This window comes from Nostoc sp. (assembly GCF_041747015.1).
In the GTDB taxonomy this organism is placed as follows: domain Bacteria; phylum Cyanobacteriota; class Cyanobacteriia; order Cyanobacteriales; family Nostocaceae; genus Nostoc.
In genome coordinates this window covers 1-25,559 of record NZ_JBGTFY010000033.1, presented here as the reverse complement: position 1 = coordinate 25,559, position 25,559 = coordinate 1, and the positions used below count along the sequence as shown (strand labels likewise).

25 protein-coding genes are annotated in these 25,559 nt (G+C 42.2%); 13 read left to right on the top strand and 12 right to left on the bottom strand.

Annotated elements, in window-relative coordinates; all coding sequences use genetic code 11:
• The first annotated feature begins 22 nt into the window (after positions 1-22).
• A complete protein-coding gene (locus tag ACEW80_RS02780; protein ID WP_373525130.1) occupies positions 23-925 on the top strand; it encodes an ROK family protein in 903 nt (300 codons plus the stop codon).
• A gap of 2 nt (positions 926-927) precedes the next feature.
• Positions 928-1,587, top strand: a complete 660-nt coding sequence (locus tag ACEW80_RS02775) for a type I restriction endonuclease subunit R (RefSeq protein ID WP_373525129.1) — start codon at positions 928-930, stop codon at positions 1,585-1,587.
• Between the two features lie 60 nt (positions 1,588-1,647).
• Here the strand turns inward: ACEW80_RS02775 and ACEW80_RS02770 are convergent, their stop codons facing one another.
• The 3 genes from ACEW80_RS02770 to ACEW80_RS02760 all read right to left on the bottom strand — a co-directional run bounded on the left by ACEW80_RS02770 (position 1,648) and on the right by ACEW80_RS02760 (position 4,466).
• Positions 1,648-2,211 (bottom strand): Uma2 family endonuclease, encoded by a 564-nt coding sequence (locus ACEW80_RS02770; protein WP_373525128.1) that lies wholly within the window; start codon positions 2,209-2,211, stop codon positions 1,648-1,650.
• Positions 2,212-2,279: 68 nt separating this feature from the next.
• Positions 2,280-2,702, bottom strand: coding sequence for a hypothetical protein (locus ACEW80_RS02765; protein WP_373525127.1), 423 nt, complete (start codon positions 2,700-2,702; stop codon positions 2,280-2,282).
• 132 nt (positions 2,703-2,834) lie between these two features.
• Entirely contained in the window at positions 2,835-4,466 is a 1,632-nt protein-coding gene (locus ACEW80_RS02760; RefSeq protein WP_373525126.1) for a CTP synthase, read from the bottom strand.
• Between the two features lie 84 nt (positions 4,467-4,550).
• Between ACEW80_RS02760 and ACEW80_RS02755 the strand changes: the two genes are divergently transcribed.
• The 4 genes from ACEW80_RS02755 to ACEW80_RS02740 all read left to right on the top strand — a co-directional run bounded on the left by ACEW80_RS02755 (position 4,551) and on the right by ACEW80_RS02740 (position 7,850).
• Complete coding sequence (locus ACEW80_RS02755) at positions 4,551-6,305, top strand: N-acetylmuramoyl-L-alanine amidase (protein WP_373525125.1); 1,755 nt, start codon at positions 4,551-4,553, stop codon at positions 6,303-6,305.
• Between the two features lie 287 nt (positions 6,306-6,592).
• Positions 6,593-6,817 (top strand): hypothetical protein, encoded by a 225-nt coding sequence (locus ACEW80_RS02750; RefSeq protein WP_373525124.1) that lies wholly within the window; start codon positions 6,593-6,595, stop codon positions 6,815-6,817.
• Positions 6,817-7,080, top strand: a complete 264-nt coding sequence (locus tag ACEW80_RS02745; protein ID WP_292846745.1) for a type II toxin-antitoxin system RelE/ParE family toxin — start codon at positions 6,817-6,819, stop codon at positions 7,078-7,080. The genes ACEW80_RS02750 and ACEW80_RS02745 overlap by 1 nt, the downstream gene beginning before the upstream one ends.
• A gap of 524 nt (positions 7,081-7,604) precedes the next feature.
• Positions 7,605-7,850, top strand: coding sequence for a hypothetical protein (locus ACEW80_RS02740; RefSeq protein ID WP_373525123.1), 246 nt, complete (start codon positions 7,605-7,607; stop codon positions 7,848-7,850).
• Between the two features lie 313 nt (positions 7,851-8,163).
• Here the strand turns inward: ACEW80_RS02740 and ACEW80_RS02735 are convergent, their stop codons facing one another.
• Together ACEW80_RS02735 and ACEW80_RS02730 are read right to left on the bottom strand one after the other, a co-directional pair.
• Positions 8,164-8,943 carry a Uma2 family endonuclease gene (locus ACEW80_RS02735; RefSeq protein ID WP_373525122.1) on the bottom strand — a complete coding sequence of 260 codons (780 nt, stop codon included), beginning with the start codon at positions 8,941-8,943 and terminating at the stop codon, positions 8,164-8,166.
• Between the two features lie 255 nt (positions 8,944-9,198).
• Positions 9,199-9,795: a pentapeptide repeat-containing protein gene (locus ACEW80_RS02730; RefSeq protein ID WP_373525153.1), complete on the bottom strand. Its 597-nt coding sequence runs from the start codon at positions 9,793-9,795 to the stop codon at positions 9,199-9,201.
• A gap of 23 nt (positions 9,796-9,818) precedes the next feature.
• On the opposite strand from ACEW80_RS02730, the gene ACEW80_RS02725 reads away from it, so the two are divergent.
• A complete protein-coding gene (locus tag ACEW80_RS02725; protein WP_373525121.1) occupies positions 9,819-10,391 on the top strand; it encodes a YraN family protein in 573 nt (190 codons plus the stop codon).
• A 78-nt stretch (positions 10,392-10,469) separates the two neighbouring features.
• On the opposite strand, the gene ACEW80_RS02720 is transcribed toward ACEW80_RS02725, so the two are convergent.
• Entirely contained in the window at positions 10,470-10,859 is a 390-nt protein-coding gene (locus tag ACEW80_RS02720; protein ID WP_012412259.1) for a hypothetical protein, read from the bottom strand.
• 251 nt (positions 10,860-11,110) lie between these two features.
• Between ACEW80_RS02720 and queA the strand changes: the two genes are divergently transcribed.
• The 3 genes from queA to ACEW80_RS02705 all read left to right on the top strand — a co-directional run bounded on the left by queA (position 11,111) and on the right by ACEW80_RS02705 (position 14,558).
• Complete coding sequence (queA, locus tag ACEW80_RS02715) at positions 11,111-12,331, top strand: tRNA preQ1(34) S-adenosylmethionine ribosyltransferase-isomerase QueA (RefSeq protein WP_373525152.1); 1,221 nt, start codon at positions 11,111-11,113, stop codon at positions 12,329-12,331.
• A gap of 89 nt (positions 12,332-12,420) precedes the next feature.
• Positions 12,421-13,044: a serine O-acetyltransferase gene (locus ACEW80_RS02710; protein ID WP_373525120.1), complete on the top strand. Its 624-nt coding sequence runs from the start codon at positions 12,421-12,423 to the stop codon at positions 13,042-13,044.
• Positions 13,045-13,445: 401 nt separating this feature from the next.
• Complete coding sequence (locus ACEW80_RS02705) at positions 13,446-14,558, top strand: tetratricopeptide repeat protein (RefSeq protein ID WP_373525119.1); 1,113 nt, start codon at positions 13,446-13,448, stop codon at positions 14,556-14,558.
• Between the two features lie 147 nt (positions 14,559-14,705).
• On the opposite strand, the gene ACEW80_RS02700 is transcribed toward ACEW80_RS02705, so the two are convergent.
• Together ACEW80_RS02700 and ACEW80_RS02695 are read right to left on the bottom strand one after the other, a co-directional pair.
• On the bottom strand, positions 14,706-15,401 hold the full coding sequence (locus ACEW80_RS02700) for a TrkA family potassium uptake protein (protein WP_373525118.1): 696 nt from the start codon (positions 15,399-15,401) through the stop codon (positions 14,706-14,708).
• Positions 15,402-15,579: 178 nt separating this feature from the next.
• Entirely contained in the window at positions 15,580-16,914 is a 1,335-nt protein-coding gene (locus ACEW80_RS02695) for a TrkH family potassium uptake protein (protein ID WP_373525117.1), read from the bottom strand.
• Positions 16,915-17,174: 260 nt separating this feature from the next.
• Here ACEW80_RS02695 and ACEW80_RS02690 point away from each other — a divergent pair, with 260 nt between their 5' ends.
• On the top strand, positions 17,175-18,017 hold the full coding sequence (locus ACEW80_RS02690) for a methyltransferase domain-containing protein (RefSeq protein ID WP_373525116.1): 843 nt from the start codon (positions 17,175-17,177) through the stop codon (positions 18,015-18,017).
• 213 nt (positions 18,018-18,230) lie between these two features.
• On the opposite strand, the gene apcB is transcribed toward ACEW80_RS02690, so the two are convergent.
• On the bottom strand, positions 18,231-18,740 hold the full coding sequence (apcB, locus tag ACEW80_RS02685; protein ID WP_373525115.1) for an allophycocyanin subunit beta: 510 nt from the start codon (positions 18,738-18,740) through the stop codon (positions 18,231-18,233).
• A 358-nt stretch (positions 18,741-19,098) separates the two neighbouring features.
• On the opposite strand from apcB, the gene glnA reads away from it, so the two are divergent.
• Positions 19,099-20,520, top strand: coding sequence for a type I glutamate--ammonia ligase (gene glnA, locus ACEW80_RS02680; protein ID WP_373525114.1), 1,422 nt, complete (start codon positions 19,099-19,101; stop codon positions 20,518-20,520).
• Positions 20,521-20,641: 121 nt separating this feature from the next.
• Here the strand turns inward: glnA and ACEW80_RS02675 are convergent, their stop codons facing one another.
• Complete coding sequence (locus ACEW80_RS02675) at positions 20,642-20,842, bottom strand: hypothetical protein (RefSeq protein ID WP_373525113.1); 201 nt, start codon at positions 20,840-20,842, stop codon at positions 20,642-20,644.
• A gap of 307 nt (positions 20,843-21,149) precedes the next feature.
• Here ACEW80_RS02675 and ACEW80_RS02670 point away from each other — a divergent pair, with 307 nt between their 5' ends.
• The gene (locus ACEW80_RS02670; protein WP_373525112.1) at positions 21,150-22,208 is read left to right on the top strand and encodes a class I SAM-dependent methyltransferase; all 1,059 of its coding nucleotides are present in this window, start codon (positions 21,150-21,152) and stop codon (positions 22,206-22,208) included.
• A gap of 613 nt (positions 22,209-22,821) precedes the next feature.
• Here the strand turns inward: ACEW80_RS02670 and patX are convergent.
• Entirely contained in the window at positions 22,822-23,049 is a 228-nt protein-coding gene (gene patX, locus ACEW80_RS02665; RefSeq protein WP_373525111.1) for a heterocyst-inhibiting protein PatX, read from the bottom strand.
• Positions 23,050-23,156: 107 nt separating this feature from the next.
• Positions 23,157-25,085 (bottom strand): FAD-dependent oxidoreductase, encoded by a 1,929-nt coding sequence (locus ACEW80_RS02660; protein ID WP_373525110.1) that lies wholly within the window; start codon positions 25,083-25,085, stop codon positions 23,157-23,159.
• Between the last annotated feature and the right edge of the window lie 474 nt (positions 25,086-25,559).

Here is a 25,559-nt window from a genome sequence, read left to right as displayed (position 1 = left end):
AATACCCAATACCAAATGACAAATGACAAATGACAAAATTCAAGTAATTGGCATTGATGTGGGGGGAACAGCGATTAAGCTGGGACGTTTTACAGATGATGGTACTTGTCTCTTATCTTTGACTGTGGCATCTCCTCAACCAACGACACCAGGGGATGTGCTGGCGGTAATTGTGGATGCGATCGCTCAAATTGATCCAGATAACCAAACTGTTGCAATTGGTGTTGGTACTCCAGGGCCTGCCGATGCAACGGGGCGCATTGCCAAAATCGCCATTAACTTACCTGGATGGCGCGATGTGCCTTTAGCTGACTGGTTAGAAGCTAAAACTGGTAAACCTACTGCGATCGCTAATGATGCTAATTGCGCTCTTTTGGGAGAAGCTTGGTTAGGAGCCGGTTGCAACTTTCAAAATCTGATTCTGCTAACTTTAGGGACTGGGGTTGGTGGCGCAATTATCCTCGATGGCAAATTGTTTGTTGGGCATCAAGGAGCTGCTGGGGAATTAGGTTTAATATTATTCAACCCTGATGGTCCAATGTGTAATAGTGGCAATCAAGGCTCTTTGGAACAGTACGCCTCTGCTACTGCGATTCGTCGCCGCACTCTCAAGGAACCCGCCGAGTTGGGTGTTCTTGCCCAACAAGGAGATCCCGCAGCATTGAATTTTTGGGAAGAATATGGTAGGAATTTGGGAACTGGTTTGACGAGTTTGATTTATGTATTGACACCAGAAGCGATCGTGATTGGTGGCGGTATTAGTGGCAGCTTTGAATTTTTCTTACCAGCAGTGAAGGCAGAAATTGAGAAGCGAGTACAGCCTTTATCACGAGCGGGGTTACAAATTTTGCCAGCGAAGTTAGGCAATTTTGCTGGGATAGTGGGTGCAGCAAAGTTGGCGTGGCAACTCTATTCAGGATTTTAGATATGGTTCAAACAATCCCAGCTAGAGACATCAGTCTTTACGAATTAGAAGAAAAATTTGGTTTGCAACTTGCCAAAGACACCAACTTCTTTACAGAATGGGCAGAAAATTTACCCACTCTGACTGATAATGAAAAGCAAGCGATGTCTACGACGGGCTACGCCTACGCCCGAGTGAAAAGCAACTATTTAAACTTGAATAAGCATCGTTTGATGTCAGAAGAGGCGGTAAAAATGGTAGTGCTGTCTCCTTTACTCGATTTAGCTGGGTTTTATCAACTTCCTTTTGAGATTGAAACCGAGACTTCTGTTGAGATTTCTGCTGAAGACGAGAGCTTTATTGTTAAAGGAAACATTGATGTTCTTGTCATCCAAAAACGTTTTTGGGTACTTGTTATCGAATCTAAAAGTAGTAAATTTGATGTGATGACAGCCTTACCTCAAGCACTGACTTATATGCTTGATTGTCCAAATATTTCACAACCCACTTTTGCTTTATTAATCAACGGTAGGGAATTTGTTTTTGTCAAAATGATTCAACAAGAACATCCTTGGTATGCACGATCTTATGCCTTATCAATTGAACGTGATTCAGAACTACACCAAGTACTTAGTATATTGAAGCGCCTTAGAGAATTAATTGTGCTTTTACTCTCTGAATGACCAAATTGTTTTTTGGGAGAATGCGGTAAGCGGAGTTATGCCATCAGGCTTATCGCCTACCTATACTTGCAACTTAAATCCAGGTAATATATCTTCTCCAGAAAGAATCGCCGGCATTTGAATAACTTCTACAGCTTTCAAAAGTCGATAAATTTCCACTTGCTTATTTTGAGGATTAATTAGCCAACCTAAACGCAAACCATTTTCTATGTATTCCTTCATTTTCGCTTGAATAGGTGCAAGCCTATCTGTTTCGGAACGCAGTTCAATTGCAAAATCGGGTATAAGTGGCGGAAATTTTTTTCGCTGTTCTAGTGTTAAAGCTTCCCACCGTTCCAACTTTACCCAAGACGCATCAGGGGAACGTTTTGCACCATTTGGAAGTATAAAGATAGTTGAAGAACTAAAAACTTTGCCTAATTTAGCTTGACGATTCCAGATTTCTAAATCGGTAATTAGTCCAGCTTCTTGATTTCCGCTTTCTCCTCCTACTGGTGGCACAATTATTAATTCTCCTGCTTCATTCATTTCCAGGCTTAAATCGCTATTGGCAATACATAACTGATAAAATTGCTCATCGGTTAAATGAGCAATCGGTTCTAGATTAAGCACAACAGTATTCATTAAATCTTTCCTCGTGCCTTTATTGCTAACATCGTTATCTTTAGTTAAAACTTTATTATCAATTAATACTAAGATAAAGAATGTCCTGTTGCATTGTGAACATATTGCACCACTTTTTGATATGATTCGGGATTACTCACAGGGCTGATAATGATGGGGATAGTGCCATCCGGCAACCAAAAAGTTATCCTACTATTCGGTTCATGACAAAAGGAACTAATACAGTTGAGATTAATTACATATTCGTTTTTTTCGTAAATTATTTTCACCCAGTGGGCATGATCTAATTCCAATCCTGTAACGCATTCTAGATAATCGAGAACTTTTTGATAATCTTCAATATTATTTTGCGGATTAATCACTATGGGAATAGCACTATCGGGTAACCAAAAAGTAACCCTGCCATTCCGCTCATAACAAAAAGCATGGACACGTTCAAAATTTACTACATATTCTTTCCTCTCGTAAAGGATTGTTACCCAGTACGCCACAACATCTCCTCAAGTCCGAAATTTATGAATGATGCACCCTGTATGTCCAAATCTACTGAAGCCTTAAGTTAATGTTGCTATCCACCAATTCAAAATCTAAAAAATTAATTTTGAATTACGAATTACGAATTGTTATGACACCTCCAATGGTGTACCAGATGTCGAGAGAGAAAGAGCGATCGCTGCTTGAATGAACCCTTTAAATAAAGGATGAGGAGTACTGGGGCGTGATTGAAATTCTGGATGAAATTGGCAAGCAAGAAAGAATGGGTGCTTGGGTAATTCCACAATTTCAACTAAGCGTTCATCGGGAGAAGTGCCGCTGATTACATAGCCAGACTTTAACAACAGATCGCGGTAAGCATTGTTGAACTCATACCGATGCCGATGTCGTTCATAAATCAAATCTTCTTGATAAAGCTTGAAAGCCAAGGTATCAGGAAGAACGCGACAAGGATATAGTCCCAAGCGCATTGTACCCCCTAAATCGACCACATCTTGCTGTTCTGGCAATAAATTAATTACCGGATCAGTTGTATAAGCGTCAAATTCAGCACTATTGGCATCTGTTAATCCCCCTATATGCCTTGCCCATTCAATTACGGCACATTGCATTCCCAAGCATAAACCCAAGAAGGGGATTTGGCGATCGCGAGCGTATTTAATGGCAGCAATTTTACCATCCACTCCCCGAACACCAAAACCTCCCGGTACAACCACGCCGTCGACACCCTTAAGATGAGTTTCGGCTGGTTCAGTTTCTAAATCTTCTGAGTTCACCCAACGCAGGCGCAGTTTGCCATAAGTGGAAATTGCAGCATGGTTTAGTGCTTCCACTACAGATAAATAAGCATCACTTAACTGCACATATTTCCCGACAATGGCAATTTCTACGTCGTGCTTGGGACTATGTAACTGTTTTACCAGAGTTTGCCACTGTGTCAAATCTGGTTTGCGTTGCTCCATTTGCAGCAAGTTCAGCACTTGTTCTGCCATTCCTTCCCATTCCAGATTCAGCGGCACTTCGTAGATACTTTTGGCATCTTGGGAAGTGATGACGCATTCTTCGGGTACATCGCAAAATCCCGATAATTTTTGCTTTAAGCCTTTGGGTAGAGGGCGATCGCTCCGACAAACTAAAATATCTGGTTGAATGCCAATGGATCTCAGTTCCTTAACTGAATGCTGTGTTGGCTTAGTTTTCATCTCACCCGCCGAGGCAATCCACGGTACTAGCGTTACATGCATATACAGCACATTCTGCCGTCCTACCTCTTTGCGGAACTGGCGAATTGCTTCCAAAAACGGCAGTGATTCAATATCTCCCACTGTACCGCCAATTTCCGTAATCACTACAGAGGGGTTTGTACTTTTGGCAACTCGCAGAATCCGATCTTTTATTTCATTGGTAATATGGGGAATTACCTGTACAGTGCCGCCATTGTAGTCTCCGCGTCGCTCTTTATTGATGACTGCCTGGTAAATCGAGCCAGTAGTTACACAGTTTAAGCGCGACATTGAAGTATCAGTAAAACGTTCGTAGTGTCCCAAGTCCAAATCTGTCTCCGCACCATCCTGGGTAACGAATACTTCCCCATGCTGAAAGGGACTCATCGTGCCAGGATCGATATTGATATAAGGGTCGAGTTTAAGAATCGACACCGAATATTCGCGCGATTTGAGCAAACGCCCTAGACTTGCTGCTACAATGCCCTTACCAATACTGGAAACTACGCCTCCAGTTACAAAGATAAACTTAGTCATAGTAGTTTGAATTTCTAACAAATTCTAAAAATACATCCCGTCATTGTGCCACAGTTATTGTGGTGTAGTTTTCTGCGATTTGCTGTGAAAAACCTTTTAGGATTAGTAATATTAGGCTGTATTGTCACATCCTCCGTAGCCTTGGCAAAGCCATCTCTTATAGTCGTTTTTCCCCAGACAAACTACCAGACAAGTGCCCAAAAAATCTTCTTTCTGGGCACTGCACCACCAGATGGTGAGGTTTTGTTCAATAGTAAGCCAATTACCCGCAGCAAAGCCGGTCATTTTTCTCCTAGTTTCCCCTTGCAGTTGGGGGAGAATATTTTTACTGTGCGTCACTCCAATCAAGAACTCCAGATTAAGGTGACAAGGCTTACTACTAGCCCGGAGCTACCACAGGGTTTAGCCTTTGCTAAAGATTCCCTGACTCCCACAATTGACATTGCCAGACTACCGGGAGAACTAATTTGTTTTAGCGCAATCGCACCCCCGAATGCCAGTGTATCTGTCAACTTGGCTAATCAAACTGTTACTCTTTCACCCCAACCCCAACAGGCGCAACTACCAAGTAATTTGGCAGCTCTGACAGGGCAAAATCAGGCTCATACTCAATCTAGCGGAGGTAATTACAAAGGTTGTACCACAGTGGCAACAGCCGCCGATCTGGGACAACCTCAGTTTCAACTGACGCTCAATGGTAAGACGATAACTCAACCCGGATCTGGTAAAATTCAAATCCTCTCACCCGCCCAGTTGCCAGTTTCGGAGGTGACAGTAGATTCAGGCGTTGCTCGCACTGGCTCAAGCACCGATTATTCTCGACTCACACCACTGCCCAAAGGCACACGCGCAACTGTTACAGGTAGGGAAGGTGAATGGTTGCGCCTAGATTATGGCGCTTGGATTAATAGTAAAGAAACCCGCATTCTACCTGGTGCAATTCCCCCACAGACAATAATTCGCAGTGTTGGATACCGTCAACTCCCTACTGCCACAGAGATAGTTTTCCCCTTGCAAGTTGCCGTACCTGTGAGCCTACAACAAAGTGAGCAAACGATCGCTCTCACTCTCTACAATACCACTGCCCAAACAGACATTATTCGCCTGGATGATGACCCCCTGATTTCTCGCCTAGACTGGCAACAGGTGGCTCCAGGACAAGTAAAATACACCCTTAACCTCAAAAAAGCTCAACAGTGGGGATATAAGCTCAGATACGACGATACAACCCTGGTTTTGAGTTTGCGTCATCCGCCTAAAATTGGGAACACAGGACGCAAGACTTTAGCTAATTTTAAGATTGTACTAGATCCAGGGCATGGCGGTAAAGAATCTGGTGCCAGTGGTCCAACTGGATATTTAGAAAAAGATGTGAATTTGGTAATATCTAAGTTGCTACGCGACGAATTGGTGAAGCGAGGAGCAACAGTAGTGATGACGCGGGAGGACGATCGCGAAGTTTCCCTAGTGGAACGTCAGACAATTATCAATCAAGAAGAACCTGCGATCGCTCTTTCCATACATCACAACTCTCTACCCGATAATGGTGATGCCGAAAAAACCAAGGGATTCGGCGCTTTTTGGTATCATCCCCAAGCGCACAACTTGGCAGTATTTTTACAGAAATATGTAGTCAAAAAACTCAATAAACCTTCTTATGGTGTATTTTGGGATAACCTAGCGCTGACACGTCCTGAGGCTGCGCCATCGGTGTTGCTGGAATTGGGTTTTATGAGTAATCCTGATGAATTTGAGCAGGTGGTAAACCCAGAGGAACAGAAAAAAATGGCTGATGCGATCGCTCAGGGGATTACTGAGTGGTTTAGGAGTGTTAAATAAATTTAGAGGTACAACACTAGTTGTACCCTCATTGTATTTGGTGGAGTGCGATGTCTGACGACAAGGCTAGCGCGATCGCTATTTTTTAGCTAGTTCGTTCCTGCTCAATGTTGTGATCGCTGTTTGTTCAATGACTTTTATAGTGTATTTTCATAGGTCACTTACTTAGTTGGTTAGAAGATTATTTATTTCTCTAAAAGCAATGGGTATTATTGATAATGATGATGTGTCTTTAGGTGAAACTAGAGGCGGTGACAGAAAAATTAAAAATAATGAGGTGAGTAAAAATGAAAACTCAACAAGAAAGAAAAGAAACAATTGAAGCTATCAACGTGTTGTTAAACCAAGCATACGACAGTATTTTAGATGAAATACTCGCAGATTTAAAAAGAATTGATGATATAGAAGATGAGGAAGATACACAAGCTATTAAAGAAGCTAGAGAAGATAGACGCATCAATGGCACTGTGTCTTGGGATGAATATAAAGGATATAACAGAGAAACGGCTTAATGTATCAAATCGAATTTACTAAGGGTGCGATAAAACAACTAAATAAACTACCAAGCAACATTAAAGAACGCATCGATGTAAGAATTTTAGATTTGTCTACAGAACCGCGTCCAGACGGAGTTAAAAAAATAAAAGGTGATGAAAATTCTTATCGTATTCGAGTAGGAGATTACCGCGTAATTTATGAAATATATGATGATATTTTGTTAATAAGTGTAGTTAGAGTAGGGCATCGAAGTAAAATTTATAAAGATGAAACTTGACAAATAAGAAAATCTTAGGGCTAGTGGCAACATCGGGGTGTGAGTTTCCAAGTACAGCACTTCCGGCAGCTATGAGGTACATCCTCAAAACTGAAAGCTATGCTAGGAAAGGGCAAGGAGGAAAACTGTATTGCATAATAGCGGGAAGCGCTGTAAGCACCTAGTTAAGAAACGGGGATTGAATAGCATGATTGATTAAATTGTGCCGGACATTGATCAGAAATGCTGTGTAAAAGTTTCTTATTTTAGTCTTTGTTCAAGTTTTTTTACCATTTGCTGCTTTGAGGCGATCGCTCTCCCAACTCCTACAAAACCAAGCATTGCTCTCTAACCTCTGTAGCTTCTGCTCTACAATGAAGTGAAAAATCTAGCAGCTTAAATAGGGGATTTATTTATGTCCCGCCCTACGCTCAGTAGCCAAGAAGTCGCCCGACGTGGAAAGGATCTCTATCAAAAAAGTATCCGTGCCAAAGTTGAGACACAAGAGAACTGTTATTGATACAGGATTTTAAGGGTTTTTAACTTTGCCGCCTTCTGTCATTGCTGCTCTTGGCTTGCCCTACCTCATCAACATCAACGCAAACCTCGCTAACAATTCCAGTGTGCAAACCGATGTTTATTTGGCAGCAGTTGTACGGAATGGTGTGGAGCGTAATATTGCAGCCCTAATGGGTCGTCGTCCACTCATTGGAACTGCGCTGCTTGAAGATTATCATCTCAGTATAGATTTTTGTGAGGGTGGTACGGTTCTCGTGGATGAAATTCTATAACCTTCGGCGAGAAGTGGGCAGTAGTGACGTAGCATAACAATTTTTCTGTATTACGTTTCTCTGCTTCATAGCTTATTTTCTTATGGTTCCCATTTGAACACAGATGCGATCGCCTCACTACCAAACCCAGAAGATAGCAAAAAAAGCCCTCAAATTCTTGAAAGGCGCGTTGGCGTAGCCCGCACTTTGACTTGGCTCAGTGACCATCGTAGACATCGCTCATTTACCTTCCACAGAAAAGCTAGTTGAAGTCTGTGGTAAACTTTTGCCCGTGATTACTAAGTTTTTCTACTTCCCATAACGTTAGTAAATATTACTCTATATCTGGATCTATACCCATTGCCCTGAGCCGATCTGCTAATTGTGCAGCTTTTCGTTCTGCTTGCTCTGCTCTTTGCCTTTGCTGTTCGGCTTCTTCTTTGCCAACCAGTAATAGATTTCCCTCTAAATCCCACCAGCGCAACCAAAATTGCTCAGGATTATTCAAGTAGCTTCCCTGCCATAATCCTAGTTCTACCCCTAGCGGTGGAATTGGGTAGTGCCCCCGCTCATTAGGCTGTATCTTATGGTAAGAAAAATCTACTAGGTGATAAACCTCCAGTTTGGCATTATTGATTTCATAAATTGCGTAGTAGGGGATGCGGATAATTTGCTGATATACCCAGAATTTACCGGGTTTCGCGCCTTCCCGACTCTTGGTGAGCGATAGAGGCGTTGTGTCTCGCTCTTCATTGCCATTTCCACTAGCTAGTTCTATGGCAATTAATGGGGGTATGTATTCTCGCCATAGAACATAGGAGCGACGAATTTTACCATCTAGCGTTGGTAATACACCGGGTACATAAAACCAGTCTGGTGCTTCTGCTCCTTTTTCTGGTGGTTCAGTTTCTCGCCAATAGATACCACAATCTTGACCGATGCAATATTGTCCATCTGGGTGTAAACGTTGCAAAACTTGAGCAATTGAGTCTGTCAAAATGATGCTTTGGGGATGCTCTTGAAAATTTTTCACGAATGTACCATCAGACTCTGGCAGTTGAGTGTGATCGGGAAACGGGGGTGATATGGCAATATCAGCAAGTGTTTCACTCATATTTTGAGAAGTATTGCAGCTATTATTAACTATCTTGCACCATTCTCAAGCATTCAATATGCCGTGGCATCTTACAACAAAATCTGAAGTTCTATTGTGTGCGTTAGCGTAGCTCACCGTAGGTATCGCAATATTTATCTGAATACACACATTTATCCAAAAGTCAACATAGCTAAAGTAAGATAATAATCCTGAAGCACTGAACATGGCTGGTAATGCCAAGGCATATCTTTATTTCGGGGTTTATCGGAAATTTTAAGGACAAAACAACGTATCACGGGTATCTCGTCCTGTAATTGGATTAGTTCCTTTGGCAAGTTTGCACAATTTTTTTTGTTCATCGGAACGCAGCAGCGCATCGGTAAAATCTGCCCCGTCAATGATTGCACCATCAAATCTGGCGTTAGCAGCAAAGGCACCCTCCAATAGTGCATTTGTCAGATTTGCTTTGATTAAACGAGCTGAGTCTAGAGTCGCATTTGTCAAGTCTGCTCCCTCCAAATTCGCAGACTCCAAATTTGCTGCGAAAAAACTGACACCGCGCAAATTAGCTCGGCTGAAGTTGCTTTGGCGAAGATTCGCTTTGGTAAAGCTGGAGTCTGTTAAATCACGTCCAGAGAAATCAGCCTCGACCAAAATTTCTTTATTATATTCGAGTGCTAAAGCTGTTGGAGCAAAACCGACCGTTGCCGTGATGCCAACTATTCCCCAAAGGAATAAGCTGAGTATACTTGCCCAAAGGTAATAGTCTGTTTTACGCTTCAACCCAAATTTTGTTCGGGATGAGTCGAGTGTAGAACCCGGTGTGCCGCAGCTACGCCCGTCGTAGACATCGCTTAACTTAGAATTTATGGATTTCATGATATTTTTAGTCAATGGCTAACTTTCCTCCATCTCATTATCCAGATATTGGTGTATTAGGAGAAGACCTAGTAGCCCAATGGTTGCAATCTACAGGTTGGGTAATTCTCCATCGTCGTTTTTCTTGTCGCTGGGGAGAAATCGATATTATTGCCCAATATGATGGAGGAGCGGGGGACAAGGGGACAAGGGGACAAGGGGGAAATCCCTCTCTTTTATCTCCCAACTCAGCATGGGCTGAACGCCCCGCTACAGCTAATAGCACTCAGCACTCATTATTGGCATTTGTTGAAGTCAAAACTCGCAGTTCAGGTAGTTGGGATGCAGGGGGAAGAAGCGCAATCACTCCACAAAAGCAAGCAAAAATCTGGCGTACAGCTGGAATATTTTTAGCCCAGTACCCTGAGAAGGCAGATTATTCTTGCCGATTTGATGTTGCGATTGTCTACTCTCAGCGGATATCAAAAAATTTGACTGGAGTTACAGCAACCCAAGAAGCTTTAGCTACTTCATCAGTAGCCGGATACAAGTTTAAGCTGCAAGAATACATTCTCGCAGCTTTCGACTCTTTAGTTGATAATGGTTGATCGGTTAGTCGGTAATGGACAAAATATCTTGATTACCAATGACCAATGATTTTGTAGTGGCGTTACAAGCAAATAGTGTCACGCCAAAGTCTCTGGACAGTAGCCTAAGCCACGGACAAACTGTTGCCGGAACGCTTCGATTTCGTCTCTCTCTGGGCTGCCGTGAGAAACTATGGCTACCTGATAGCGACGCATCACGTCCACAGGGCACTGTCCCGCTTCCAAACTCCAAAGTGCCATTTGTACCCTCATTGGCGGCTCGTAGCTAATTCCTAATTCATTTAGAAAAGCGCGAAAGTCGCCATCTTCTTGAGGCGAGACTTGACCTTTGAGTTTGATCCTAACCACCCAGCCATCAATTTGATGAATTACGGTGACGAACGAAACAGGTGTCTGGGGTCTAGCGTGGAGGTGTTGAACAACCCTCAGAGTTAGACTGGCATTTGCCAGATAATACAAATATTCCATGTTTGTTGGTGCTTGGGATCAAAGCCAATCCTACATATCTATATTCATCAATCAATGCCTGTTCCCGGTAGAGTAAAATCCCCCATTTATAGATAGGGAGATTTACCCAGTTTTTATGTTAATTGTTCCGTGTTACCTAATAATATCAATCTTATAGCCTAGCGATGAAATTGAGTGGTGATGGCTTAGAGTTTTTTTAGAAGGAAAAGCTCAAACCAGCTTTTTTTAAGATAAGAGAGTATAAATACTAAATAAAGCAAAAATTAGTACAGACCAATTTGAACGACACCTCTAACCTACAAGCAAAAGATTTTGAATTAGATCGTTCGGTAGCTGGGTATGACTACGAACTACCTCCAGAACTTATTGCTCAAAACCCAGCAGTTCCTAGAGATAGTTCGCGGTTACTGGTAGTTAATTCTCCCACTACAGGCAGCCAAACACCACCCCTGCACCACATTTTCCATGATTTGCCTGCACTGCTTCGCTCTGGTGATTTGTTGGTTATGAACAATACAAAAGTTATTCCAGCGCGGCTTTATGGTCATAAATCTACTGGTGCTAAAATTCAGGTGTTGCTGTTGGAAGAGCGGCAATATAACTGTTGGTTAGCTTTAGTTAAACCAGGAAAAAGCTTCAAACAGGGAGCGAAGATTATTTTTGAAGCAAGCCGATTGGGCATTAGGGATCAAAGATTAGGCTTTTGCCGTGAGCGTCAGCCGAACGGGATTGGAGATTGGAAAGATTCCTATCCTGTCCCCACTACTCAACTCACAGCTACAGTTCTAGAAACAGATGCAGCAACCGGGGGGCGTTTGTTGCAATTTGATGTTCCAGAGGGAAAGTCTTTGGTGCAGCTGTTAGAGGTATTTGGTGAGATACCGCTACCACCGTACATCACTGACTCAAAAGCTGCTGATGATCAATATCAAACAGTTTATGCTCAACAGCCAGGAGCGATCGCAGCTCCGACAGCAGGATTACATTTTACTCCAGAATTATTACAAAAATTGCGCGATCGCGGGATTAATCAAGCTTTTGTAACACTACACGTTGGCGTGGGAACTTTTCGCCCTGTGGAAGTGGCGGACGTAACTACCCATCATATGCATGAAGAATGGGTTGAGATTCCCGCCGCTACAGTAGAGCAAATCCGCGCCACTAAAGCAGCTGGCGGTCGGATTATTGCTGTGGGAACAACAGCAGTCCGGGCTCTAGAAGGGGCGGCTCAATCTGGGAATTTACAACCATTTTGCGGTAAGATAGGCTTGTTTATTTATCCGGGCTATCAATGGCAGGTAGTTGATGGTTTGATTACCAATTTTCACCTGCCGCGTTCCAGTTTGTTGATGTTGGTAAGCGCGCTAATTGGTAGACAACAGTTATTGAATATATACAACGAAGCGATCGCTTCTGGGTATCGTTTCTATTCCTTCGGCGATGCCATGCTAATTTTGCCGTCAGCCATCTAGACCCCACAAGGGTATTATGTTTGGAGTTGCTATTGTTCAGCTACTTTTACTTTTTTCAGATAATTAAAATATCCAGTGTGAGTAACCTTATGCGTGATTTCATAATTAAGTTTGCCCAAACTATCGCACAGATAGTAACCGCTCCGATGCTCATATTGTTTTTCTTAAGTAAAAACAAAGAAGTGATTATCTTAGATGTAAGGCGATGGATAAAGATAGTTAATAATACGAATGAATCTAGTCCCATCTGGGTTAATTTGCTCTATTTGCTTTCTATATATTCAGAATTTAGAAATCTTTACTACTACAGAATTAAGCAGGGTGACTCGATTGGCTTTTTTCTGACGCAGGGTTTCAGAATTTTCTATAAACAATGTCCATCCCTTTTTATTGACTGTAATAATATTGGTTCAGGGCTATTTATTCAACATGGATTCAGCACGATAATTTCAGCAGAGAGTATTGGTGAAAATTGTTGGATTAATCAACAGGTTACAATCGGCTATACCACTAATGGTCGTCCCATAATTGGTAACAATGTAACCATAAGTGCAGGAGCAAAAGTGGTTGGTAAACTAAGTATAGATGATAATGTCAAAGTGGGGGCGAATGCAGTCGTAGTCAAAAATGTTCCCAATAATTGTGTTGTTGTCGGTGTTCCAGCTTATATAGTCAAGAGAGATGGCGTGAAAGTAAAAGAGCAGTTGATTTGAACCTGTTTATAACTGGATTGCAAAACCTATAGTAATCTGCTTTGATTTTTGAAATTATTTGCGTAGGCAGGCAGTAGGGAGTTTTTTCAAAAATCAAATAGGAGTTCGATAAGCGGGTATGCAAAAATATTTATATGATTGCGTTCGCCCTTGGCGTTCCCGTAGGGTACGTTTCGCTTTGCTACACTGGCACTGGCAATGTATATTTAATTTTGCATGACTACTTATAGAATATGGCACTAATTTCGGCACGTAGGTCAACTGAACAATGACAGGGGTATTTTTACAAAAGTGGGATGCTCTCGGCATGAGGAATTCTTAATTTTTGGATTTGTAATTTTTCATCGTCTAGTGGGTACTCTGACTTATAAAGATATAAGCGTAAGTACAGCGATCCATTCATGTCTAAAAAACTTCAACCTCTTCAGTGGTTAAACTGGTTATTTAAGGTGACATTTTACCGAAGCCCTGTTCAGCAAAAGCTCTTGCTCAGACTTTTGTTTGCTTCATCTGCGTTTTTGGTCTTGAGTACACCGACAATTATTAATTTACCAGAAAGCAAGCTGCTAGCAGAAAACGCAATTTCTCAGGATTTGGAAGCGGCTAGCTTTTTCCAGCAGGGAGTCATGCGTTATAACCGCAAAGACCTACAAGGTGCGGAATATGCCTTTCGCCAAGCGTTGCAGCATGACCCTAACCTGGGAGCAGCGCGCAACTATTTAGGTAATATCTTCTTGCAGCAAAATCGCCTGGATGTAGCTTTACAAGAGTATGCAGAGGCGGTGAGAGTTAATCCCAATTTTAGTGAAGCTTATTACAACTTAGGGTTAGTGTTGCACCGGCAAGGAGAAAAAGAAGCAGCAATTACGGCTTATCGCCAGAGCCTTGTGATAGATTCCACAAGGGTAGCAGCGCTGTATAATCTGGGTTTAGCACTGTATGAACAAGGACAGCTAGAAGAAGCGATCGCTGCATACCAGCAAGCAATTAATCTGGATCGCACCAATGCCAATATTTATTTTAACTTAGCGATCGCCTTGCAAAAACAAGGTCAAATAGAGCCTGCGATCGCAGGCTATCGCCAAGCCTTGCAACTAAATCCTCAAAATGCCCCAGCTTACAACAACATGGCAAGTTTGCTAGCGATTCAAGGTCAAGCTTCTGAATCTATTTCTGCTTATCGGCAAGCTATTCGCCAAAATCCCAAAAACGCCTCAGTTTACTATAACTTGGGAGTGATTTTATATAATCAGGGTGATATCAAAAATGCCAGTAGAGCATTAATGCGTTCCCATAATATCTACCTCAATCAGGGGAACATTGAGCAAGTTGAGAAAATTGACCAACTAATGCAGCAAATTGCTCAAAAGAAAGAGCAACTACAACCTCAAGTTAGTCAAACAGCTACTCCTTCTCAAACTCCAGATTCTACAAGTAATGTAGTACAAACACCTGAGCCACAGACCCCAAATCAACCAGAAACGCCAGCCAACCCTGTCTCCGTTGAACCATAATCAACTTCAACGAGTCCCGAACAATAAAAAACTCAGAGTTAGGAATAAATTAATAACTTCTAACTCTACCAATTTTAGATTTTGAATTTTGGATTGAAGTAAAAATCTAAAATCTAAAATCTAAAATTGAATGATCTCTAACTTTTTTTAAATCGGCAAACGATTGATATCTTTATTGCAACCAATAACAACCATTGCTGTACCACGCTCTAAACGCTTGGTGGGGTCAGGATTAATTTGAAATTTACCATCCTGACTTACCGCTAGCAAATTTAAACCGTAGCGGTTACGAAGTTGAAGTTCGGTAATTGTTTTGCCGTGAAATTCATCAGGTACAATCAACTCTACAATACTATTATCTGGGTCTAGGTCAAATCGATCTAGAATTGCTGGTTTTGTGAGGGTACGCGCTAGGGCACAACCCGCTTCATACTCAGGAAAAACAACATGATCTGCTCCTACTCGCCCCAACAGTTTACGATGAACTTCACTAGAAGCTTTGGCAACTACATGGGGTACACCAGCCTCTTTTACATTTAGAGTAGTTATGATGCTTTCTTGAACATAGTTGCCAATCGCTATAATTACAGTATCAAATTCAAAAATTCCAGCTTCTTTGAGTGCGCCTGGTTCTGTGGAGTCTAGTTGTAAAGCATGACCAACAATTCCCTCAGTCAATGCTTCCGAAACTCGTTTTTCATCAATATCTATTGCCAGTACTTGATAACCAAAATTGTGTAGTGTAGAACAGACAGACCTACCAAAACGACCTAACCCAATTACAGCAAATTGGCGGTTATCTTTACGTAAACTGCGAAAAAAACTTAATGATGGCAGATTCACCCTTGTTATCCTTCTTATGGCTCCCTGTATTTAGGGCAAAAAACGGTTATACCGCTTGAATTAAAAATTTTATTTTTTGCCTTCCAATGTATATTTTATCAGTTTATTTGTTAGTCATTAGTCATTAGTCATTAGTCATTAGTCAATTGTCAAGAATTATTCTCCCCCTACTCCCTAGCTATCCTACGAGCAAATTTTCTTCAGGATAGTGAATTCTGGTAGGACGTGGATCTCCTAGTACTGCGGACATCAGTAGTAAAATACCTACTCGTCCAACGTACATAGTGACAATTAAGATCAGCTTTGCTCCTGTCGAGATACTTGTTGTAATACCTGTAGAAAGCCCCACGGTGGCGAAGGCTGATACCACTTCAAACAAAATTTTAATAAAATCTAATGTTGGATCTGTGAGGCTAATTAAAATAGTAGCTAAAATCACGGTTGCCACTGAACCGACTAATACACCCACAGCTTTCAAAATCAAAGATATTGCTATTTTGCGATCATACAATAAAACTTCTTCTTTTCCCTGAAGAATCGTTTTGGTGCAGCTAGTCAAGACTCTCAACGTTGTTGTTTTCATGCCTCCTCCCGTACCACCTGGACTTGCACCAATAAACATTAGTGCAATCGTAATAAATAGACCGGCAGTGGTCATTTTGCTAATATCGACGGTGTTAAAACCGGCAGTTCTGGGAGTAACTGATTGAAACCAAGCTACTAATAACTGGCCACGTAAATTTAGAGAACCGAATGTTTCAATATTTCGGATTTCTATACAGAAAAAGGCAATAAATCCTATTACTAATAATATAATAGTTGTGCTGGTTGCGACTTTAAAATCTAGGGTAAATACTTGAGTTTTAGTTTTTTGGAGGATGCGATCGCGCAACCAAAGGTACATTTCCAAAATTACCTGATAGCCAATCCCTCCAAAGATAATTAACAGACTGATAGTGAAGACTACTAAGAAAGATGACTGATATCCAATTAAGTTATCTTGAAATAAACTAAAACCAGCATTATTCCAAGCATTGATACTATGAAAAATTGCTAACCAAAGTCCTTGACTCCACCCGTAATCAGGAACAAAAGCAGGTAAAAGTAAGAATACTCCTGTAATTTCAAAAATTAAAGTTGTAGCAATAATTGAGCGGATAACTTGGGAGCTACCACTCATTCCCGGTCGGTCTAAAGCTTGTTGAATTGCTATTTTTTGCCGCATATCAAACTTCCGTCCAATGAGCAAAATCAGGAATGTGGTAGTTGTCATGTAGCCCAACCCACCAATCTGAGCTAAGAGTGCAATAAATAACTGACCCCAAAATGAAAAATACGTACCAGGATCAACTACTGATAAACCTGTGACACAAACTGCGGATGTCGAAGTAAATAGTGCCACAATCAGGTTATTCCATGTACCATCGCTAGTAGAGAAAGGCATAATCAACAGGATACTACCGACAGCAATGACCGCCAGAAACCCCAAACAAATTGTGCGAGCAACAGTCATAATTAATTCGTAATTCGTAATTAAGAAAGTTAGATTTAATCGGGGTTTACGCTTTTTATATATGTAGGGTTGTTTGATGATTGGTATAAATTCGAGCAAGAACAGTTTATTAAGGTAAAACCAATCAATTTTTTTAGGTAGGATACATCACAGTTGACCTTCCCTTGAAGTCAAAATACCCTTATTTAATTAAAAACATACATGGTAGCCTACCTGTATGTTTTTTTTGAATTCTACTTCGTCTAAATACTACTTTTTTCATGAGTGCAACACTTTACCAGCAAATTCAGCAGTTCTACGATGCTTCCTCTGGTCTGTGGGAACAGATTTGGGGCGAACATATGCACCACGGCTATTACGGCGCTGATGGCAGCCAGAAAAAAGACCGCCGTCAGGCTCAAATTGATTTAATCGAAGAATTGCTCAATTGGGCAGGGGTACAAGCAGCAGAAAATATCCTGGATGTGGGTTGTGGTATCGGCGGCAGTTCTTTATACCTGGCAGAAAAGTTTAATGCTAAAGCAACAGGGATTACATTGAGTCCGGTGCAAGCTGGCAGAGCAACGGAACGCGCCCTAGAGGCGAATTTGAGTCTGAGAACACAGTTTCAGGTAGCAAATGCTCAAGCGATGCCCTTTGCTGACGATTCTTTTGACTTGGTTTGGTCGCTGGAAAGTGGTGAACATATGCCAGATAAAACTAAGTTTCTCCAGGAGTGCTACCGGGTGTTAAAACCAGGTGGCAAGTTAATTATGGTGACTTGGTGTCATCGACCGACTGATAAGTTACCCCTGACGGCGGATGAGGAAAAGCACTTGCAGGATATTTATCGGGTGTATTGTTTACCTTATGTGATTTCTTTACCAGAGTATGAAGCGATCGCCCAGCAACTACCATTACATAATATCCGCACTGCTGACTGGTCAACCGCCGTCGCCCCCTTTTGGAATGTCGTGATTGATTCTGCCTTCACCCCCCAAGCGCTTTGGGGCTTACTAAATGCCGGTTGGACTACCATTCAAGGAGCATTATCATTGGGGTTGATGCGTCGCGGTTATGAGCGTGGATTAGTTCGGTTTGGGTTGATATCTGGGATTAAGTAAAGACGTGATAAATATCTCTGGCAGGCATTAGTCGAAAATAGCTGCAAAAATACAGTTTTAATCTAGCAAAACTATTTTACAAAGGCGGGATGTTGCCCTTTGCTGGCGAAAAGTTGGATAAAGCCTTCTCAATGCCTGGTAGATTTGATAAAAAAGCGATCGCTCCATAAAATAAAAGTGCGATCGCTATATCTTATACTTGTTGTTGAATGACTAAATATCTTGCTCGCTCAACTCGCGTGTGATGTGATCAAATGGTTCATCCACAAAAGCAGTATTAACTACACCTGCGGCTCTCACTTGTTCCTTAATCAAATCCTTGAGAATCTGGATACCGCGAACCGTAGGCCCAATAGGCACGCTTAAAGAATTGTAAGTTTCCCGCAGCCCTTGCAGCACACGCTCATCCAATACATTCGTGTTGCCAGCAACCAGCGCATAGGTGGCGTAGCGCAGGTAGTAGTCCATATCCCGCAGACAAGCCGCATAACGACGAGTTGTATAAGCATTTCCACCGGGGCGAATCAATTCTGGCAGTTCTTCAAATAACTTTATACCAGCTTGTTTGATCAGCGCCGCCGCATTAGAATTAATCGCCGCCGCCGCTTGTACTCTTGCTGTACCACTATCAAAGTAAGACTTTAGGCTATCGATCGCATTCCGGTCAAAATACCGGCCAGTTAGGTCATAATTCTTAATTAAACTTGTTACCGCATCGCGCATTCCTTTTTCTCCCAATCTTTGCTATTTATGGTTTGATATTTATTTGGCTGCACTTATGCACCAGTAAACTTTTGTGCGATTTAAAATACATTTGGCACAAAAACAACTCATCCACTATTTAAGGATTTTATGCCAAAGTTGACCCCTATGCGATGAATTTTCCAGTTTTGTACAGATGATCGTCGAAAGGTTAATATAACCTGAGAATCCAGATATCTGTAACACAAACTACAAAATCTGCTAATGTCTAGTATTTAAGATATTTCAGGTGTGTCACGGCTTGATTGAGATCAACAGGGTCAGGATGCAATGTAAGATTCTAGTTTTACTTTAGGAAATTGGTAAAGAAGGAGTAACAATGACAACACCACAAGAAGTCTTGAAGAGAATTCAAGATGAAAAAATTCAGCTGATTGATCTCAAATTCATCGATACAGTAGGGACTTGGCAGCACCTCACACTGTACCAAAACCAAATCGATGAGACTGCATTCACTGATGGCGTACCTTTTGACGGTTCCAGCATCCGGGGTTGGAAAGCGATCAACGAATCAGATATGACGATGGTACTCGACTCCAACACTGCTTGGATCGACCCATTTATGGAAGTCCCAACGCTAAGTATAATTTGTAGCATCAAAGAACCCCGCACAGGCGAATGGTACAACCGTTGTCCACGGGTTATTGCTCAAAAAGCAGTAGATTACCTGGTTTCCACTGGCCTTGGTGATACAGTCTTCTTTGGCCCTGAAGCTGAGTTCTTTATCTTTGATAGCGCCCGGTTTGCCCAAACCGCCAACGAAGGCTACTACTTTTTAGATTCCGCAGAAGGTGCTTGGAATTCCGGTAAAGCCGGTACCGATGAAAAACCCAACTTGGCTTACAAACCACGCTTCAAAGAAGGTTACTTCCCAGTTTCACCGACGGATTCTTCTCAAGATATCCGTACAGAAATGCTGTTGACAATGGCAGAATTAGGTGTACCCATTGAAAAGCACCACCACGAAGTTGCTACTGGTGGTCAGTGCGAATTGGGTTTCCGCTTTGGGAAGTTGCTCGAAGCGGCTGACTGGTTGATGATTTACAAATATGTCATCAAGAACGTTGCTAAGAAACACGGCAAAACCGTCACCTTCATGCCAAAACCGATTTTTGGCGATAACGGTTCGGGAATGCACTGTCACCAATCCATCTGGAAAGATGGCAAACCTCTGTTCGCAGGTGATAAGTATGCTGATTTGAGTGACATGGCTTTGTACTACATTGGTGGTCTTCTCAAACACGCACCAGCACTGTTGGCAATTACCAACCCCAGTACCAACTCATACAAGCGCTTAGTGCCTGGTTATGAAGCTCCAGTGAATTTGGCTTACTCCCAAGGTAATCGTTCTGCTTCTATCCGCATTCCTTTATCTGGCACTAACCCCAAAGCCAAGCGCTTAGAATTCCGTTGTCCAGATGCTACTGCTAACCCCTACTTGGCATTTGCTGCAATGCTTTGTGCTGGTATCGATGGCATCAAGAACAAAATCCATCCTGGTGAACCCTTAGATAAAAATATCTATGAACTCTCTCCAGAAGAATTGGCAAAGGTCCCTTCAACTCCAAGTTCTTTAGAACTGGCGTTGCAAGCACTAGAAAACGATCACGCTTTCTTGACAGAATCAGGCGTCTTCACAGAAGACTTTATCGGAAATTGGATTGACTATAAGCTAGCTGAAGTCAAGCAATTGCAACTGCGTCCTCATCCCTACGAGTTTTACCTCTATTACGATGCTTAATTAAGAGTTGTATCCAACTAAAAGTAACAAGTTTTGCCACCCTAAAGTAGAGGGTGGCTTTTTTTCCAGCGTTGTCAGTTGAGACATTTACTCAAAAAATCAACCTTAAAACTCTGGAAACTTAGCTCATGGAAGCATGGCTAGGCCCATAAATCATCCGAGTGTTAGCATCTACCTTCCCTTGAATAGGGTTCCAGTAATGTGATGTTTCTTCAGAAAGACCAAGTTCTTGTGCAGCACGCATTAGTATTGATTGTTGTCGATTCTTGACTTGCTGATGTTCACGCACCATTAACGCACGAGATTTATCTGCGATAGACATAACTATAACCCTCTTTATTTTGTGAATATATAATCTTTGGTTCTTCTTTAAACTAATATAGCAAAAATTCTGTAACATAGACTACTAAATTCTATTTATTTATAAAACTTTATATTTGCTTAAATATTAATTGGGTATTTTTCTGCCAAAAGCCCAGAAAATCTTTCTCAAGCCAGCTTTGACAACTAAAATCATCTAGCTTGAGATTTGTTTGAGCTAAAGGCATACACCTTTCCAACACTAGATAATTTATTCGTTACAATTGGTTACACAAGAACTATAAGTAATCAAAACTCAAGCTATTTTTATGCCTGACACTTTAACTAAGCTGACTTATCAGACCTTTCAACAGAGCAAAAATTACTTTGGTGTGGCACACAAAATATTAAGTTCACAGTTGAGGAACCTGGTATACCCAACGCTGGAACAAAAGACCAAACCAATCCCGAAGGAGGTTGTACTCCAACTTCAAGAGAGATTGAATCAGGTGCTAGAAACAGACTGGCAAGATGCTCAAAAAGGTGTGTATCCCGAAAGTTTGCTGTTTGATAACCCTTGGGAAGACTTTTTCCGCTACTATCCACTGGTATGGCTAGATTTTCCTCAAATGTGGGAGCGGGTTAAACAACAGAATTACCAAGATTTTTCCCCGGAAATAGACATAGATGGTTATCCCAGCTACTACGTGCAGAACTTCCATCACCAAAGTAATGGCTACTTAAGCGATATGTCAGCCAATTTATATGACTTACAGGTGGAAATTCTTTTTGGCGGGGCAGCTGATGTGATGCGGCGGCGGGTTCTTGCTCCCCTCAAGCAAGGGCTGAAAGCTTTTGACTCAGTTTCACCAAAGCAAGTTCGGATTTTGGATGTAGCTTGTGGAACCGGGCGGACTCTGAAGTTGATTCGGGCGGCATTGCCTCAAGCATCCCTGTTTGGCACGGATTTGTCACCAGCTTATTTGCGGAAAGCAAATGAACTATTATCCCAAATTCCCGGAGAATTGCCGCAACTTTTAAAAGCGAATGCTGAAGAGTTACCTTATTTAGATAACTATTTTCATGGAGTAACTTCTGTTTTTCTCTTCCATGAGTTGCCTGCGATCGCACGTCAAAGTATCATTGAGCAATGCTTCCGGGTGACAAAACCAGGGGGAGCCTTTATTATCTGTGACTCAATTCAGTTGAGTGATTCACCTGAGTTGGAACAGATGATGGACTTTTTCCCTGAAGCTTTCCATGAACCCTACTACAGAAATTATAGTACTGATGATTTGGTAGAACGTTTAGAGAGAGCAGGTTTTGAGAATATTGAAATGCAAGTCCATTTTATGAGTAAGTATTTTATTGCTCATAAGCCAGCTTGAAATGGCACGTTTCTAGTATCTTTTCTTTAGGTAAAATTCAAATAAAAAGGGCAGATGCAAAATTTTGCATCTGCCCTTGGGCGTAGAGTGATTTAAAATGCTTTACTAGGCCTTTGCTAATAAAAGTTGGAGGGGCAAGAGTAGGTCAGGAATAGTAAGTATTTGCTGCCAAGTGCAATAAAGCTGTATTGCTTGTGCAAATCAGATGAAACGAAAAGAATTTTATGCTTCGGCAAAAGACGCCAAACAAGCGCCAGAGCGAAGATCAATTGTTTCTTGATGTATGAGGAGACTTATCTGGGAATAAAGTCAAGTTGCGTTAATGTTGTTTCCCTAATAAGCAGAATATCTGAATTAGATGTGCTTTAGATTAACTAATAGCTTAAGTAACATCTGTTTTTAGAGTACTTGAGGATTGAGACGCAGAGCTTCGCAGGAATATTGCCAACCATATAGACAAAGCTTACAGTTAAAATACTAAGCGATCGCTGAAGATTTTCGTGTGTCAACTGTACATATCTCTGCCAGAAAAGTCATGTGGAAAATGTGAGCATAACATCCCGTTTTCTGGTAATTCTGTTCCATTGGGAAAAGAGGCATTACCCTACGGGAGTTAAACCACAGCATAGATATTTCCGAATTTTTGCCTTACTTCTCTGCGCCCACTACCGCGATGACGTGGCGCGTCATCTGAATTTTGTTCAGATGCCGCCGAGAGCCACTGTTGCGAAGCAGGCGTGGAAAGCAGCCCATAGGATAAGTGATTGACCATTGCTTGGCAGTTATAAGCTAAAGGGCCGAACACTAGACTCGATACTAAAAATGAAATGGCAGCACGCATAGAAGATGTCTATTTTGGAACTCTCCACTTCACTGATACTTAGCTTTTTAATGAATATCCGGACAAATCATCAAAAGGTATTCTGTTTTACTGAAAATAAACTCTTCTTATCCATCGTTTAAATGTTCGACTAATAACCAATTACCAAAGTGATTCTGACGACCCCACAATGTGAGCAATTGTCCGTCGGGATAAGCGCGTAATTGCTCGTCAATATGCGATCGCAAAGTTACAAGCTGCCAATTTTGCGCTTGATGTCCAGTTGGTGCGGTGATTGTAAATCTGTATTCCTGCTGATTCAAGCGGTAGAAAACGCCTTTGAAACAGTTACTTTCCCGGATTAAGTCCTTGTCAAAAGTAGAGTTATCGGATTTATCTTCCGATGGGCAAGGGCAATCACCACTAGCTGGATAGGCTTGTGGGTTATCTAAGTAATACAGTTGCCAGTGCAGCCAATCCGAATGATTAGGCGGTAGATTAAAAAAAGGAATGATTGCTGCCTTGGCGCGATCGTCTTGCAGTAAAGCTGTTTGCAGCGCCTTGACAGGTAAATCCCTCGGCTGACAGTTTAACTCTACACACATCGCTGCTGCCATTCCAGCTGCTTGACCAATGCCCATAACTACAGGTTGTAATCTGGTAGCCCCATTGGCAATATGGGAGACAGAAATATTCTTTTCACACACCAAGAAACCATCTGTTGCGGCTGGAATTAAACAACTGTAGGGAATTGTAAAGGGCGTCCCAGTGCAGCGTCCTCCCCAACGAAGCGATTTAGGTTGGAGTGGAAATTCAACACCAGGATAATGATGGTCATTGGCGTAATTACCAACAGCGATCGCTTCTCTACGAGAGGCTTCTCTACGAGAGGCTGCGCCAACGCCAACGCAAACGCCTGCCGTAGGATGCCCGAAGGGCTGTAGGGCGATCGCATCATTAAATACAGGTGCAACTCTACCTCCGGCAACTGGCAAAATATCTTGTTCTCGCACAGTAGTCAGTCCCACTAAGCGACGACTTTCCCGGTAGTAGGGATGCAATGCAAAAGCAGTAGGGGCGTGAGGAAATACTTGTTTTGCTAAACCATAACGACGACCAAGTTGATTTTGAATAAAACGGGCAAAATTTTGGCTGTACCAGCGAGATTCTTGGTTGAATTCACCTCTGGATAGCTCTGACTCTATCAGACGCTCTAGCCCTTGGCCGTAGTCATTGCCACAGATTGGCCAGTTAATCATGAATAAGCCACCAGGCAAACGTCCATAATTCAAAAAGCGCAAACCTCGCGCGTCCGCGTCTCCCGGCGTGAGAGTTTGCAAGACTCTCTCTACTCCATAGCTGTTCCAAGCACCTGTAAACTGGGATGGATTATCATTAGGGGCAGCTGGAATTTCTGGGGCGTTGGCGTAGCCCGTCGTAGACATCGCTTCACCAAAGTCTTGCATAATTACTACCCAAGTGGGCGCTTGCACCGGATATTTCTTGGTAAAAGAGTTAAAAGTCACTGGGGCGCTGGGTTCTCCCCATTCCGATTGCAATTCCCAGCCCCAGCGATAAGGTATGTCAGCTAAAGCCAATAAATCTCCTAATTCTGTAGCGTCGAGAGTAATCTTGGCTGTGACAGCAAAATCAGCAAAGCGGACACCAATAATAGAATTACCTTGACGGTAAACTTCTTTTGGCACTTGTTCAGAAATCCAGTGCAGATTGGGCAGTTCCTGCACCCACTCGGCAAAAATCTCCGCCCCAATCCGAGGATCGTAACTAAAAAAGCTAACCCAACTGTTATCTAAGCCGCCTGGTTGTCGTTGTCGCAATTCCTGCAAAAACGCCCCCCATAATCCTGTTTGAAAGGCTTCTAATTCATTGCCATCAGGTGCAGACACTCCAGCCGAAGTTAGCATTCCCCCCAACCAAGAAAATTCACTCACCAAAATCGTTTTGGCTCCCCGTCGGGCTGCTTGAATAGCAGCCGCAGTGCCTCCAGTTCCTCCACCGACAACTAAGACATCAGCTGTGTATGTTTGATTGAGCATTTCTTACCTCTCTGAAGTGTCCCGCTATGTTCTCCAGTTAGGTTACATCAAGCAAGAGAATTTGTTTAGAAGCAGGGGTGAGGCGGTGAAGATGCTATGTTATTGGTTTAACAGATTTTAGTTTTAGCTAGAATCCCCTGAAGTTACTCTTGATCAAGGAGATTGCTTAAATGTGTTGCGTAGGCGTAGCCCATCGTAGATATCGCTCCCTGATAATTGAGTCAAACTCATACTTAAAGTTAGAAATAAAAATTATGGGCAGTAGATAAACTAATTACTGACGGTTATCGCAAAAGTTTAGATCCATTATGTTTTCCCTGACTAAAATCTCAGATTTTAGCTAGAGCAGAAGAAGCCCCACGTCTCACCCTGTACTCAGGGGAGCGTGGGATGAATTCTGGGCAATGATAGCGTTCGCGTAGCGTCTCGTAGAGAAGCGGTAGCGAGTCATCGAGCGTCGGAATTGACTTTCCG